11 protein-coding genes and 2 tRNA genes are annotated in these 15,551 nt (G+C 43.8%); 3 read left to right on the top strand and 10 right to left on the bottom strand.

What is annotated here, in order from left to right; all coding sequences use genetic code 11:
* Nucleotides 1-292: 292 nt before the first annotated feature.
* Nucleotides 293-754 carry a DUF805 domain-containing protein gene (locus tag JFC06_RS12450; protein ID WP_198334150.1) on the top strand — a complete coding sequence of 154 codons (462 nt, stop codon included), beginning with the start codon at nucleotides 293-295 and terminating at the stop codon, nucleotides 752-754.
* A 218-nt stretch (nucleotides 755-972) separates the two neighbouring features.
* On the opposite strand, the gene JFC06_RS04765 is transcribed toward JFC06_RS12450, so the two are convergent.
* The 9 genes from JFC06_RS04765 to JFC06_RS04730 form a co-directional block, all read right to left on the bottom strand.
* Nucleotides 973-2,337: a tyrosine-type recombinase/integrase gene (locus JFC06_RS04765; protein ID WP_198334149.1), complete on the bottom strand. Its 1,365-nt coding sequence runs from the start codon at nucleotides 2,335-2,337 to the stop codon at nucleotides 973-975.
* Between the two features lie 163 nt (nucleotides 2,338-2,500).
* Nucleotides 2,501-2,587, bottom strand: a tRNA-Leu gene (locus JFC06_RS04760).
* Nucleotides 2,588-2,699: 112 nt separating this feature from the next.
* A tRNA-Cys gene (locus tag JFC06_RS04755) sits at nucleotides 2,700-2,773 on the bottom strand.
* A gap of 193 nt (nucleotides 2,774-2,966) precedes the next feature.
* Nucleotides 2,967-3,101 carry a putative transporter small subunit gene (locus tag JFC06_RS12265; protein ID WP_226949554.1) on the bottom strand — a complete coding sequence of 45 codons (135 nt, stop codon included), beginning with the start codon at nucleotides 3,099-3,101 and terminating at the stop codon, nucleotides 2,967-2,969.
* An 82-nt stretch (nucleotides 3,102-3,183) separates the two neighbouring features.
* Nucleotides 3,184-4,830 (bottom strand): sodium:solute symporter family protein, encoded by a 1,647-nt coding sequence (locus JFC06_RS04750; protein ID WP_226949558.1) that lies wholly within the window; start codon nucleotides 4,828-4,830, stop codon nucleotides 3,184-3,186.
* Nucleotides 4,831-5,545: 715 nt separating this feature from the next.
* Nucleotides 5,546-6,592 (bottom strand): formate dehydrogenase accessory sulfurtransferase FdhD, encoded by a 1,047-nt coding sequence (locus JFC06_RS04745; protein ID WP_198334147.1) that lies wholly within the window; start codon nucleotides 6,590-6,592, stop codon nucleotides 5,546-5,548.
* A gap of 68 nt (nucleotides 6,593-6,660) precedes the next feature.
* Nucleotides 6,661-9,015: an FdhF/YdeP family oxidoreductase gene (locus JFC06_RS04740; RefSeq protein ID WP_198334146.1), complete on the bottom strand. Its 2,355-nt coding sequence runs from the start codon at nucleotides 9,013-9,015 to the stop codon at nucleotides 6,661-6,663.
* Between the two features lie 218 nt (nucleotides 9,016-9,233).
* Complete coding sequence (locus JFC06_RS04735) at nucleotides 9,234-10,202, bottom strand: c-type cytochrome (protein ID WP_265088174.1); 969 nt, start codon at nucleotides 10,200-10,202, stop codon at nucleotides 9,234-9,236.
* On the bottom strand, nucleotides 10,202-11,578 hold the full coding sequence (locus JFC06_RS04730) for a cytochrome c (protein ID WP_227670117.1): 1,377 nt from the start codon (nucleotides 11,576-11,578) through the stop codon (nucleotides 10,202-10,204). Before JFC06_RS04730 ends, JFC06_RS04735 begins: the two co-directional genes overlap by 1 nt.
* 266 nt (nucleotides 11,579-11,844) lie before the next feature.
* Between JFC06_RS04730 and JFC06_RS04725 the strand changes: the two genes are divergently transcribed.
* Both JFC06_RS04725 and JFC06_RS04720 read left to right on the top strand, forming a co-directional pair.
* Entirely contained in the window at nucleotides 11,845-13,929 is a 2,085-nt protein-coding gene (locus JFC06_RS04725; RefSeq protein ID WP_227670138.1) for a PhnD/SsuA/transferrin family substrate-binding protein, read from the top strand.
* 48 nt (nucleotides 13,930-13,977) lie between these two features.
* Nucleotides 13,978-14,637, top strand: a complete 660-nt coding sequence (locus tag JFC06_RS04720) for a response regulator transcription factor (RefSeq protein WP_198334143.1) — start codon at nucleotides 13,978-13,980, stop codon at nucleotides 14,635-14,637.
* Between the two features lie 113 nt (nucleotides 14,638-14,750).
* Here JFC06_RS04720 and JFC06_RS04715 read toward each other — a convergent pair whose 3' ends face one another.
* The gene (locus JFC06_RS04715) at nucleotides 14,751-15,545 is read right to left on the bottom strand and encodes an ABC transporter ATP-binding protein (RefSeq protein WP_193006650.1); all 795 of its coding nucleotides are present in this window, start codon (nucleotides 15,543-15,545) and stop codon (nucleotides 14,751-14,753) included.
* Nucleotides 15,546-15,551 lie beyond the last annotated feature (6 nt).

Raw genomic sequence — 15,551 nt, 5'->3', positions numbered from 1 at the left:
GCTTATTCTCCAGTTAGTGGATTATAAGCAGTTACACAAAGTTTGGGAAAGGCTCCAAGGTTTTGTCAAAAACACCTTTCTCTATTGCATTGTATGAAAATAAACATTAGTTAAATTTTTTCAAAATTAATGTTGCTTATTATAAAACTGTTAATTAATATTACTACATTGTTAATGTATTCAAAAAATTAGCAGTATCGATAGTTCACTTGATAAGCTCATTAAGCTGTCTGTTTTTTTAATATCTAAATCGTCAATAACAAGTTATTTCTTACAAGGTAAAGATAAGTATATGATTAATATTCTCCTCATAGGGACATTCATTATCCTAATTTTACTAGGAAAAAAGGATATTGCTATTAAGATTGTACAATCTTATCTTAGAACGCTATTCACCCAAGTTATCGATTTTAGAACAAGAACAACTAATGCATGGTTGTACATATTTAGTGTTATAAATATTTTTATAATACTTAAGACTGGTGAAGGTGCGCTTGAGTTTGCACTCGAGTCTGATACCTCGCCTATTACACTAATTAAGCTAGTTATATTTTGCTTATGTATAGTATCAAGTTTTAGTATTTTGGTTAGACGATTACATGATATAAATAAGCCAGGATGGCTTTTGATAGCGGGTATGGTTTTCCCTCCATTCCTTATTATATTAATGTTTATGCTCCTGTTTCCTGGAACTGACGGTGCTAATAAATATGGTAGAGACCCCAAAAGCCTGCCTTATTGGTACTTGAGATAGTACAAACATTATTCAATAATTTTTATAAGTTAAAAAATATACCAATGTACAGAGCATACAAGCGAGAACAGCAATTAATATTACATTATCAATGTAATATTAATTGCTGTTCTCGCTTAAATTCGTACGACTATTTATTTTAAAGAGAAAAAGGCTTTTTAGTTAATAATATAGCTTTCAATGTTTATTAGTATTCAAACTTTAGGCAAGCTTCGCCCTTACCGTTTAAGCATCTTAAGCACTTTATCCTCTCCTAGCTCAGCAATCAATGCTTGTAGCTGAGCAGTAGAGTCAGCTTGTGACTGAGCATTCGCTCTAAATTCAGCTGTGTCATGACCTTCCCTGAGCGCATCTAAGTAGTTTGCCCATTTCTGCATCATTTCCGCACGATCATCAATGTACTCAAATCGACCGTAAGCTGAGCCGTTAGGATCTTTAGTGGTATGACCCAATGCCATCTCTACAAGCACAAGCGGATACTTTAACTGCTCTTGTAAGAGTGTCTTAGCTGTCGCTCTAAAGCCATGGGCACAATGTATGTTTTGATAGCCCAAATTGTGTAGTTGATTATTAGCAGTAGCGTCTGAAATGATATGATATTTTTTTGCTGTTTCGCTAAAAAAGACATATTCGGTATGTCCATTAATCTTTTGCTGTTCACGTAATATAGCCACGGCTTGATGAGGTAGGGGAACAACCATATCCTTGACCATGTTTACCTTACCTTGGCCTTTTAGAGGCTTCAGCTGCCATCTGCCAGTCTCTAGGTTAAGCTCGTCCCATCTCATACGTCGCAAGTCACCATTACGCACGAAAAGCATTGCTAATAGCCTAAGGGAGTTTATGGTATTCAAATCACATTCTAAGGTTTCAATAGCTCGCAGTAGCTGAGCCAAATCTTTAGGCTTAGTGATGGCAGGACGATGACCATAACTAGACTTAGCTAATTGACTCTTAATAAGCGCCGCAGGATTGCTGCTACAGAACCCACGAGCTCCAGCATAGACAAATACGTCACTAGCGATACCTGCACAGCGTTCAGCCTTATCTGTGGGCTTGCCAGCTTTATTTAAGGAGTTAGCTTGGATGTCTAATAACACTTCGAGCATTCTAGGTGAGCCAATCTCACTAATAGGCTCATTACCAATATAAGAGCATATAAGCTCTAAACGGCCTTTCTTACGAATCAACGTATTACCTTTTTGAGTCTGCTCCAGTCCTTCAAAATACTCCCAAGCAAAATGATTAAAAGAGTTTTTAGTTTTACTAATAATACTATTCTTTAATTCTTCACGATGTGCTTTGGGATCAATATTACGGCTTAACAACTCTTCATATTCACGCCAAATTTCACAAGCACGTGAAAACGATACGTTTGGATACACACCAAGCGATATACGTTTGTTTTTTGAATGAGTAGGAGACAGATAACGATAAACCCAAGACTTAGTGCCATTAGGTCTGACCATGAGATAAAGCATAGGATGGTTTTTGACAGAGACCAGATATTCTTTATCATCTTCTTTATGACTGCTGATGCTGCGGTCGGAGCTGATAGGTTTGCGTTCTGCCCGTGCCTCCATAACTTATACCCCAATGTACATTTAAAAACCAGTGTACATAGTAGTGTACATCAGATGCATGGATTGGGATAGATAGAGCAGGACAGTATAGAACGCCAGATACAACAAAGCCCCTGATATCAGGGGCTTTAGCTGTTCTATAAGATAGTATAGGACTATGTAATGGTACCCGGAGCCGGACTTGAACCGGCACGCTATTGCTAGCGAGGGATTTTAAATCCCTTGTGTCTACCAATTTCACCACCCGGGCAAAACTTGTATTATCTATATAGTAAACATGTTACTTGCTAGATAAGTGCTGGCTATTATAAGCGGTTATACTAATAATGCAAGCTAAAATTAACGTAAAGTTAATAAATAATTGGAGGCTGGAGTCGGAATCGAACCGGCGTTAACGGAGTTGCAGTCCGCTGCATGACCACTCTGCCATCCAGCCAATCAAGGTGGACTATATTAGCAAAAATATATTAAATTACAAGTCATTTTTTAACTAAAAACAGGTTATTTGCTTACTTAACTACATTTAACTGTTCTTTGTAGGGATTTAAGCGATTAAAAGTCGTTATGGCCTTATCACTAAGCAGTTGCCTAGTGATAAGGAGCTAAAAATAATTCTAAAAAATAGTATTTTAAAGGATGTCTTTGTTGTTACGTTTGGCTTTTTTGACGTCGCGATAAGTCGCGGTGCAAATCAATACCAGTACCCCAAGGGTAATGGCTGGCCAAATTAAAACATATAAGCCATAGATAAAAACGTTGTCCATGATCTCTCCTTATAGTCTCTCTTAGCAGCCAACGTTAGTTATTTCGCATTGCTCAATCGTTCTCTGCATGAGATGACCTGATTTAAGTTTCTGATGTTGGTGCTACGTTAGTCTTTTTATCATAATTACCCACCCGCTGTTTGATGAGGCCAAAGTCGAAGTGCTCATCACCCATGAGGCTGACAATCACACAGACGATAGTGCTGGCACCGTAAGCCGTCAATGAGGCGAGTAAGACCATATATTGGCGTAGGAAGCCAGTGGCAAAGACTAGCATCAGCACCAGTGTAATAGCAGCTGCGATCATACCAATCTTTCGACCTAAGAAGCCAAAGACCATCAAACCAATAACGACCGCCGCCCCAACACTGGCCAAGATCTCAAAGAACAGAGCAGTGAAGCCAGTAATCGGCAGCAACTCAAAGCGGGCAACACAAAATAGGAGTAGGCCAATGATTACGGCTGAGGTAAAGGCCGTATTGGTCACACGATTCCAAAACACACTGGCAATGACAGGAAAGACAATGGCGCCCCATAATGCCCCAACGAAAACCAGCATGACGAGGATATCAAGCTTAAAGCTGGCAAAAATCAGGCCAGCAGCAGTGGCGATAATCATCGTACCACGACCGATTAGCATCATGGTTTTTGGTTTAACGCGACCTTTAGCGATATTCTTACCGTACACGTCCGCCATCATAATTGTCGATAGCGCTGATAAATCGGAGTCAGCGGTCGATGATAACGAACCAATCACTAAAATAAAAAACAGAGCGATAAACACAGGATGTAGATAAGTGCTAACCATTTGTGGAATCAAATTATTCATGTTGCCATCGAGTGGTTCAATCCCAATGGTCAAGGCCATTAGTCCAATCATGCCAAGACCAATAACAATGCCTGCGTAACCAACGGTAGCGGTGACAAACGTGGCTTTAATCTTGGTTTTATCAATGGCAAATAAGCGCTGGGTAATGGTTTGATTGCCGATTGCGTAAGCCAATACAGCGACAAAGTAGGGCGCTCCCTGCTGAAAAAAGGCTTCAGAAGAAAAGAAGTTTTGCTGTTCTAAAGTCAGGTTTGACAGTCCACTGACCATGACTTCAGGACCACCCATAGCAAACAGTACCGCTGGAATAATGATGATCCCAATTGCCATTAATGCGACCAGCTGGGCAAAATCGGTAAAGACGGAGGCTCGAAACCCTGAGGTTAACGTGTAGCTCAACACACCAATACCCGCGATCATCACCCCTGTTTGGAACGATAATGGTGATAAAACAGACACCAGTGCGCCAGCAGCGGTGAAGTTGACCATCAAGCTAATTAAGCTGCCCATAATATTAGATATGGCTAAAATTAATTGGCTTGATGAACCATGTCGGGCGTGGATGAGCTCACCTAAAGTGTGGCCATCTGGTGCCAATTCACGAAAGCGCATGCCAAAAGGGTAAATGAACAAAATCATCAATGCCCCCCAAAAGCCGTAATGTATTGGACCTGACACCCCGTATTTGTAGCCGGATGTAGCTGCTGCATAAAACGATGCTGCCCAAATCCAAGTGGCGGTCATGCTGGCGGCACCCATACCAAAGCCAACACCGTGACCTGCGACCATAAAGCCAGAAGTCGTTTCTTTGTCTTTTTTAATTAATAAAGAAAGTAAATAAGTACCACCATAAAACGCCAACAATAATAAAATAATGGTCAACGATGAAAATTGGAACAATGACTCAGTTTTCAAATTCATACCTCGCAATTGTTTTTGATGAATTAAAATTAATGGGATTGAATGGATCCCAAAAGTTTAGATAGGTAATACCGCTTATGGAGACAAGCTAATGAGCTGCTAGTAGAAATAACAAGCACAGCTAGCAACATTACTTAACTGTTACGACAAGTAAGCATTGAATTTGAGTGTCGTGACGTCGTCACTTGGGATATTTACTAAAAAATATATCAACAAATGAGAGGGGCACATTTCAGTGGTCGTTAACTGATGAATGTACCCTAATGCTATTAGAGACATACGCTCAAGGGTCGCTGAATGTCATAAGAGGCTCGTTAGATGAGCGTCCATAGCCATATTACGGAAAGCGTCAAGCCACACTGCATGGCCTGAGCTAGATTTAGACAGAATGATCAACGGTGCAAGAAACCATGAGAGAGATTTTCACTCTATTTTCTTAGTTGATATACAATCTGCAGTTTTAAGAGCGAATGCAATCTAGTCTGAGTAATCAGTGCCATGAATGCTGTATTACTAAATAAAACTACATATCTGTTAAGTGTATGTAACATTTTCGTGCGGTAAGAGTAACCTATTATGTCTTTAACCTCAAATTTTTCCTGACTTTAACTATTATAAGTTCTGGACAGAGGTAGTTGATTGATAAGTTTTAACTCATAGGAGGGAGAGTATGAATAAAAATTAGCGCTGCGCCTTAAAAATCTAAGTAGCCTGAATAATAAGTTACTCTGTCATTGCGTAAGAAACCAGCCACGCCCAATCCATAGCGCTCAGCGACACGTATTGCCGTACTGGTGGGTGCAGACATACCAATTAACCAAGGTATGCGACCGCGAATAGATTTTTGTACCAGTTCAATCGATAAGCGTGAGGTCATGAGGACGCAGTCCACGTCTGTCTTGTGTCGCAGTCGCCAGCCGATCAGTTTATCTAAGGCGTTATGACGCCCTACGTCCTCAAATAGGTGTAAGCGCTGATTGTCAATGGTCGCAGCGGCATGCAACGCGCCTGTTAGTTGGTGGGTACGCTGGGCGGCTTCCACTTGTTGTCGCAGATCTAACAGACAGTCAAGGCTTGGTACGATCTTTTTGGGGAGGGCAGTTGTGGAATTTTGACAGTCTTGCAAGCTGCCTTGTGAGTAGCAACTCAAGTCGGGTAGAGCTTGGGTCAATCCCGTGATACCGCACATACCGCAACCTGTACGTCCTGCCAGCTGACGTTTCTGTGCTTGAATACGTTGGTGACAGCGCTGGTTTAGCACCAGCTCCACCACATAAACGTCATAGTCTTGTAACTGCTGCGCGATTTTCTCAAATTCGGTCGCGCCCCCATCTTTATTATCTGAACCTTGAGTAAACTGTTGGTAACTTGAGGGGTCAGTCAGCGAAGTAACCTCCCAATCTAGTAGCTCATGGCTATGCTGAATCAAGCCTTCACTAAACAAAAACCCTACCGCTAGGTATTCAAGCTGGCTAGGACTTGCCATCAATACGGCATAGTGTATGCCGTTGATTACGAGGGCGACAGCGGCTTCCACCGCCAAACTCGCTGGCTGGTTATTAACACAAACCTGAGCAGCACCGCTGTGATCAGATCTATCTGATGGATAACAGTGTTTTTGCGATGAATGCGCGCGCACAAGCGGCGTCGTAAATTTATCTGTAGCATTCGATATCTTGTGTGCTAAGAGCTCCTCACTCGCTTGTTTACCTTCTTTCACATCGGCTTTCGCTATTATCATGGTGTGTCATATGGTTGGGTTTTTTCCTTGTCAACACGAGCATTACTTAATCAATTGTCTATCATTTACTAGGTAGGATCAGTTGTGCCTCCCTCTGCACTCATCCGTTGCAAAACCACTGTCGTTGATTTGTACGCTGGTATGTGCGAATCTGGTGCATGGGTGTCTAAATTAAATAAATCATTACACTCAGGATAATAAGCGGCCACGGCGTTTGACGCAATATCCATCTCAGTCAATACTAATGGCCCTAAGACACGTGGTTGATCCGTACTGTTTTTATTAGGTTGTCGGGTTACCATCACACTATCACCTGTCTGCCAGCCTAGGCGGCTGATCTCATCAGGATGCATAAACAAGACGTCACGGCGATTGGTATGGCGATAGCGATCTTTGAACCCAAAGATCATGGTATTAAATTGATCATGGCTACGCACGCTGGTCAACTGCCAAATCTTTTGTTCATTGTCTTGAGCGCTATTCATAGGGATCGTAGTATCTGTCACCGTTCTAAACGAGGAGGTCGCCTCTGCCATTTGTGCTGCGACATAGGTAATCGGATATTGGGGTACTGCGAACTGTGCTTTACCACTGCTGGTATTCCATACGCGATGGCGAGCAGGGTGATACAAATGAAAACCGCGTTCAGATGCACGAATACGTTGGTTGAAATCTTCAAAACCGTCAATCGCTTGAGCAATATAATCACGAATGACATCGAAATCCTCACTCATCCTTTGCCAAGGGATGGACGAGTCAGAGCCACACACATGGGTTGCGATGTCTGCCACAATTTGCGCTTCAGATTTTAAATGCTCACTAACGGGCTTAAGGTTGCCTTGAGTGGGTACCACCTGACACATAGAGTCTTCGATGGTCGCAAACTGCTCGCCTTTAGCGGTAATGATGCGCTCTGTACGACCCAAGCAAGGTAAGATAAGATTGTTTGCACCGGGGTATAGCATCGTCTCGTTGAGCTTGGTGCCCACAAAAATATTAAGCTGAGTCGTGGTTAACGCTTGTTGAATCGCGCTGGTATCGGGCGCGGCCACAGCATAATTACCACCCATACCCATAAAGACTTTTAGCTTGCCCGTGATTAGTGCTTTTGCTCCTGTCACCACATCATAACCGTGTACTTGCGGCATAGGATGCTCAAAAACACGTTCAAGGCTATCCAGCAGTTTTTGCGCAGGGCGCTCATGGATACCCATGGTGCGATCGCCTTGTACATTAGAGTGTCCACGAACGGGAGATGCGCCTGCGCCATCAATCCCAATCATACCCATCAGTAGTAACAAGTTGGCAATCATACCCACATTGTCGTCACCTTGCACGTGCTGGGTGATACCCATGCCCCATGTGCAAATCGTTGCTGAGCTATCGGCAACCAGCTTAGCAAGGCTTATGATTTCTGCTTGAGAAATGCCGCTACCCAGCTCAATGTCTGACCATGATTGCTCGGTTAGCCACTGTTTTAATGGCTCAAAACCTGAGGTGTGCGTCGTAATAAAATTCGTATTGATTTTATGATTTTCAACCAACCATTTGGCAATACCCGTCAATAGTGCCGCATCGCCGCCGATTTGAACTTGAATAACCTCGTCAACCACATCCGCGCTTTGTCCTGCCGCCATGTGCGTGGGCTTTTGTGGATTTCTAAATTTACTGAGGCCTTGTTCGCGCATTGGGTTGATCGAGAGGATGCGACATCCTTGCTTGTGAGCATGGGCGAGCATTTCCAGCATACGCGGATGATTGGTGGCTGGATTTTGTCCAAACATCAATATGAGCTTGGCCTGTCCAAAATCCTCTAAGGTTACCGTCGCTTTACCAACACCCAATTGTCTACCCAGCATTACTGAGGTTGGCTCGTGACACATGTTCGAGCAATCGGGTAAATTGTTGGTACCAAAGTAGCGGACAAACAACTGATACATAAAGGCAGGCTCATTAGTGACACGTCCTGAGGTATAAAACAGCGCCTCATCTGGGGAGTCAAGCTGTCCTAACTGTTCAGCAATCAGACGATAAGCGCTGACCCAAGGGATGGGAACATAGCGGTCTTGCGTGGCATCATAATATAGTGGCTCTGACAAGCGGCCAATGTGCTCAAGCTCATAACCTGACCAGCCTTGTAGCTCGGTGACGCTATGTCTTGCAAAAAATTTGGCATCCGCTTTACGGGTCATGGTCTCACTGGCAATAACCTTGATGCCGTTTTCACAGACATCAATGGCTTTATGTGATTTATGATCAGGCCAAGCGCAGCCTGGGCAGTCAAATCCACCCTGAGGCTGATTGCTTTTGAATACACTCAGACCCCCTCGTAAAAAGGTTTGATAATCCATCAGCTTACGCGTGGAGGAGATCAGCGCAGGCCAACCAGCGGCAGGGTAGGTATAAATAGGAATTTTGCGCATGACAGATCTCGTAGATAAGTGACGATAGCGAGGCTTTGGTAGACAATAACTATATAATGGACAGTGAAAACTTCATACGACCATTAACTATAGATAACAAAAAACCTTCAAGAAGCCATGCTTTCTTGAAGGTTTATCATGTAAATACTCACTCACAAGAGAGCGTAGAATGACGTCTTCTTAAGTGAGGTTTTCATAAATATCATCTTTTTAATATATCAGTAACGTGCGTCTTTAGGTTTTTTACCATTTGGCCAGTCATTGACCTTACCAGCAAAGTCAGGTCGCGGCTGGTGAGTAAAAAAATGCGCCACATCGACGGCATCTTGATCGCTCAGTACATTGCCGTGACCCCACAACCCTTTGGTCTGGATACCCATCGGCATATTGTATTTTACAAAAGCCGCCGCTTTATAAGTACGTGCCATACCCGCACCGATATTAAAGGATTCATCGCCCCATAGTGGCGGGAAGACGATATCGCCGCGACTGTCTTTGAGGCCTTCGCCATTATCGCCATGGCAAGTCGCGCATTGAACCTTATAAATTTGTTCACCGCGCATAGGGTCTGGTATTAATGAGTCATCAACTTTGCCAGCGTTACGAATATCGACCTTTTGTTCCTTAGGCGTGTTTTGCGACAACCATTTCATATAGGCCATCATCGCCAGCATTTCAGGGGACTGGCGATCTAAGGGCTTGCCATTCATTGAGCGTTGAAAGCAACCATTGATCCGTGCTTCTAAATCGACTTCTTTTCCAGAGCGTGGCATGATACGAGGATAGGTGTTATAGCTATTGATATATGGATCGCCAAGCGGAACTTTACCTTGCGAGATGTGACAGCTGTTGCAATTCATTTGCGCGCCCACGTGCTCTGGTAATAGGCGCTTGGTTTCATTTAATAAGCGTTTACCATAAAATATCTCATCAGCGTTTGGCTCATCCAAGATAGCCGTGTCTTGCGGCAGCACATAAGTGCCGATATCTTCGTTGGCATCATCTGCGGTGACTAATCCGTACTCAGGTGTATTTTGCTCGACAGGCTCGGGCTGTGAGCAACCACTACTGATAGCAGCGACACTAACCGCTGAAGCAGTAAGGATAGCGGTGGTTAGGTTGCTCATCTTGATTTTTTGAGAGATAACGCTGGCAATAGTATGCAAGTTGAGTGGAGGTTTTTTCATTATTTTGCTCCTTTTGTTTGCGCATCAATACTTAAGTCTGGGGCGATATCCGTACTGGTTTTTGGTTTTTTAGCGAGGAAAGCCCGCATTTTTACCACGTCATTGACATCGATTTTGGGCGCTTGGTTGGTCCAGCTATTACGGACGTAATTTACCACTTCTGCCACATCTGCATCGCTAAGATTGCTGAATTCAGGCATAGTAAATGCCATACGGTCATGTGGGGTTTCAGGCATACGACCTCCGCTCAAGGTAATCTGTAGTACCGAATCAGCGTTTTTAGAATAGACTGCACTATTACCATCAAGCGCTGGGAAAATACGCGCGACCCCTTTACCATCGACACGGTGACAAACTTGGCAATATTCGGCGTACAAAATTGAACCGCGCGAATCATAGTCGCCATCTAGTAGTTTTTGCGTGGTGATGTCTTTTTTCGTAGGCAGTGTGGCTTCCTTGTTTGGCGCTGGTGTTAACGTTTTTAGATAGGATGACATGGCGTTGATATCGTAGTCCGTCATATATTGGGTGCTATGCTCAACTACTTCAGCCATGGCGCCAAAAGCAGCAGTGGTATCAGTACGTCCGGTCTTAAAGAAATCATTTAGTTCTGCAACTGTCCAAGTACCAAGTCCGCGATGCTCACCGCGTATGCTTTTGGCACGCCAGCCATCGATGATGGCACCGCTCAAATATTTGTTAGAATCTGCATTACTTAGAGCCGTTTCTTGGAAACCGATACCGCGCCCAGTGTGACAAGAGCCGCAGTGCCCGGGACCTTCGATTAAGTATTGACCACGAGTCAATAGGGCGTCGTCTGTCTCAGGAACAAAGTCACGCTTGCGATCAAATAAGACCTGCCAGTATGCCAAGGGCCAGCGCCAGTTTGCTATGGGAGGTAGCTCACTTTTTAGATTGGTTTGCTTGACGGCTTTGACATCGGACATAAAGAAGGCGTACATAGCGGCTAAGTCTTCGTCTGGCATGAGCTGGTAAGATGGGTACGGCATAGCAGGGTACAAGGTTTTATTATCACGGCGTACCCCATGTTTAACGGCGTTTTTAAAGTCGTCGAAACTATAGTTGCCGATGCCGGTTTCTTTGTCTGGCGTGATATTGGTTGAATAAATTGCCCCAAGCGGCGTTAGCATAGGCAGGCCGCCTGCATAAGTCTCGCCATTGAGCGTGGTATGACAAGCGACACAATCAGCGGTGCGTGCGATATATTCACCCTGTTTGATGAGAGCAGGATCAGTGATATTGACCTCGATATCGCTACTGCTAGTACGTATATTTGGCAGTAATTGCCCAATAATAAAGGCAACGGCCAGCCCGATAATGGCTGTTACTATTATAATCAGTGGCCATTTTTTCATAAGCCCGCCCTCCATAAGATATTTTTACCAAGCTTATAATCCATCACCCATATTTCATGAGGAGTGTTAGTCATCCAGATGAAAAACAAATATTTGTGATTTAAGCTTCGCGAATTAAAAGTTACACGACTGTCATCTAGTATAGGGTAGCGGGTAACATTGTGATATTGTGGAAAACCACATTATAAATAAGGTTTTCATTTATAATGCAAGTTTGGGCGGACAAACGGAAAGCGAAATTTATGCATAGAAGGCTTAAAAGCTTGGTGACCTTAAACGCTTTTCGCGTTATTTTTGCAGCGCTTCTTGCTTGGTCAATCTTGTCCAAGGCAAACGCACAAACTTACTATTTAGGTGTGTTGGCACCTCAAGGTGAGACTGCCGCGCAAAATCGCTGGCAGCCATGGCTCGATGAGCTCAATAATCAGTTGTCAGATGACACCGTGATATTGGTACCCTTAGCGCTGGAAAATTGGCAACAGCAAATTGGTGCCCAACAGTTTGCTTTGGTGCTTGGTCCTCAAGTACAGTTTATAAAAATGAATACCACGAGATGGCGCTGGTTGGCTACCCTCCAAGCAGATACTGCCCAATCGGACTTAATTGCTCCCGCGAATGACAATGCTCAAAGTTTTGATGCGCGCAAATATGAGAATCAGCTTTCTACCACTGTCATTCTCGCCAATGAATTTAATAAATTAAATGAGCGTGTATCACTAAAACAGCCTAGTGCGATGGAAGAAGTCGCTAGTGCACTATGGGTTGCCGCTGACAGCGATATTTATCGGCTGCAAGATTTACAGCAACGTAGTGTTGCTGCGGTTGATGCCGATGCATTTGGTGGTTATTTATTAGGAGCGCATTTATTACAGAAAAACGGCCTAGCACCCAATCGTTATCGAGTACAGTTTGTCGGTTATCCGATTGAGAATACTTTGCATACCTTGGCTAGCGGAAAAGTAGACGCTGCAATCGCGCCGCTTTGTTTAATGGAAGAGATGGCGCGGCAGGGTAAAATTAATGAAAGGCAGTACCGGTTGATTCATCCAGTCGCGACAGTATCAAGTTGTCAGTCTTCAACGGGAATATATCCAAATTGGACGTTAGCAGCGACAGAGCAAGCACCTGCCAATTTAATACGGCAAATCAATCAGAGTATTTCTGGTGTAGTACGACCAGTCAATGATAAAAACAGTTTAAGGCAACGCTGGCTACCACCAGAGTCTAGTACTGATGCTGAACGCATACTATATGAGATGAATCAGCATCCAGCGCAAAAGCCGCTTGGAGCACACATCGTAGATTGGATAAAGTCGCATCGATTGTGGATGGGTATGATCATTTTTATTATCGTGATATCGGCGATTAATTATGGCTGGATGAGCTGGCTGGCATGGCGGCAGCGTCAAAAGATACTGAAACAAAATAGTCTGATCCGAGGTTATGAACAGCAGTTGCGTCAAACAGAGCGCTTTGCTGTCATCGGCGAAATGAGTGGCTCAATCGCCCATGAGATTAATCAGCCACTAGCGACTATACAGAATTATGCGCAAGGGCTGTTGATACGTAGTCAGCAAGCAAACTCGCCTAAAAAGGCTGATGATATAGTGCCAAATGATAATGCACTGACAGACAATGCATTGCAGCAAATCGTTAATGAGACCGAGCGAGTCGCCGCTGTAGTAGCTAATATCCGAAGCTGGGCGGGCCAGTCGCAAGCCAATGAAGTCAAAGTCGATATCGCAGCAACGTACCAACAATGTATCTTGCTATTGGGTGAGCAAGCAGTAGGTATTCACTTTTGGCTAGCAAGTGATTATCAGCACTTAACTTTGCCAAATTTATTGCTAGATCAGTTACTGATAAATAGCGTAACTAATGCCGCGCAGCAAGGGGCGACCAATGTCCTGCTACGCTGTCAGGCAGAGGAGTATAATGATAAGCAATGGTTGGTATTGCATCTAAGCGATGATGCTGGCGGCTTTGACCAAGCCCAGCTTAAGGCGCGGCACCTACCAGAAATCCTGCCCAGTCAGTACGCTACCCAATCAACGAAAGCAGATGGACTAGGGTTGGGACTAATGATATGTCAGCGATTATGCAAGTCGCTTGGCGGTGTGATGCAGCTGAATAATGTGAACGTAGGTGATGAACTTGATAAAATTCATGCGATAGATGGCAAACATCTGCAGCGTTTCAAACGTATCCTAAATGGTAAAATCCAACTGACGCAGACCAGTACTGCCCACCAGCCTTTAAACTTCATAGGTGCACAAGTATCTTTTTATTTGCCTTTACCTGTAACGGATAGAGATGCTGATAGTGGCATGAGTCACAAGTATCTGAAATGAGGCACCTTGCTTTTTGAGATCCAACTGATATAGCCAATAAGGTAGTGTATGACCTCTGATCAAGTAGCAAGCACACATTCTGACAACGTATCTAATAAAGTACCGGAAATACTCCCTGAGCAGTTAATAATTCATATCATCGATGATGAAGAAAGCGTTCGTACCTCGTGTGACTTTCTAATTAGTAGTTTGGGAATGCCGACTCGAGTATGGTCGAGTGCCACGGTGTTCTTGCAGCAAGTAGATATTCATAGACCCGCAGTGATTGTCAGTGACTTGATGATGCCTGAGATGAGTGGTCAATCCTTACAAGCAAATCTTGACAAGTGCGGTAGCCCTATGGCGCTCATTGCGTTAACCGGTAATGGCGAGATTGCTGATGCAGTCAATATGCTTAAACAAGGGGCAGCCGATTATCTAGAGAAGCCTATCAAGAGCAGCCGCTTACAAGAGGCCATAGCATATGCTCAACAGCTAACTATTAAACGTGCTAAGCGTTACGAGATTCGCCATCTATACATGCAGCTGACTGATAAAGAAAAGCTGGTAGCCAATGAATTGTTAGGGGGTAATCTGAATAAGAATATAGCTGATCATTTAGATATATCAGTTCGCACGGTAGAAGTGCATCGCTCACAAGTCATGAAAAAAATGCAATCACAGCATGTCAGTGAGTTGATTCAAAAATTAGTTATGCTTGAGTCTTAACAGTTAGTAAAAAATTGATGCTTAACCATTTTGCCTGACAATAAAAAACGCCTGTTATTAGACAGGCGTTTTGCACTCTCTGTTTTCATTTTAAGGCAGTGAGTTTATATGAGCTAGCTCAAAATCAAGCTGTCATCTTCAACTTTTTCACCGCGAGTTTGTTCAAACATGTCGAGCAAATCATGCACGGTCATGCCGCGACGAGCTTCACCAGCCACGTCTAGTACGACTTGGCCTTGATGTAGCATAACGGTACGCGTGCCATGTGCCAAAGCCTGCTGCATCGAGTGTGTGACCATCATGGTGGTAAGCCCATTGTCCGTGACAATCTTATCGGTTAACTCTAAAACAAAAGCGGCTGTTTTAGGGTCAAGTGCCGCAGTGTGTTCATCAAGCAATAAAATCTTGGAGGGTTGCAATGATGCCATCAGCAAACTAACCGCTTGACGCTGTCCACCGGATAATAACCCCATACGGTCAGTCAGACGATTTTCTAGTCCTAACTTTAGGACGGACAACTTTTCTCGAAATAAGTCACGGTTACTCTGGTTTAGGGCAAAGCTTAAACCACGCTTGCTGCCGCGTTTATAGGCCAGAGCCATGTTTTCTTCGATAGTGAGCGCCTCACACGTGCCAGCCATTGGATCTTGGAACACACGCGCCACCCAATGAGCACGCTGATGGGCACTTTTTTTGGTGACATCAATACCATTTAACAAGATTGAGCCACTGTCGACACGCGTGGTACCACTGACCGCATTTAAAAAAGTCGACTTACCAGCACCATTGGTACCGATTACAGTCACAAACTCACCATCCGCAATGTTCAGATCGATACCGCGTAGGGCAGGGTTTTCAATGGGTGTGCCAGGATTAAAGGTCAACCGTAAATCTGTGGCTTGCATCATAATAAC

Origin of the sequence: Psychrobacter namhaensis, assembly GCF_016107545.1 — a bacterium.
Lineage (GTDB): Bacteria > Pseudomonadota > Gammaproteobacteria > Pseudomonadales > Moraxellaceae > Psychrobacter > Psychrobacter namhaensis.
Note: the sequence above shows the minus strand (reverse complement) of the source record. Positions and strands in the feature narration are given on the sequence as shown.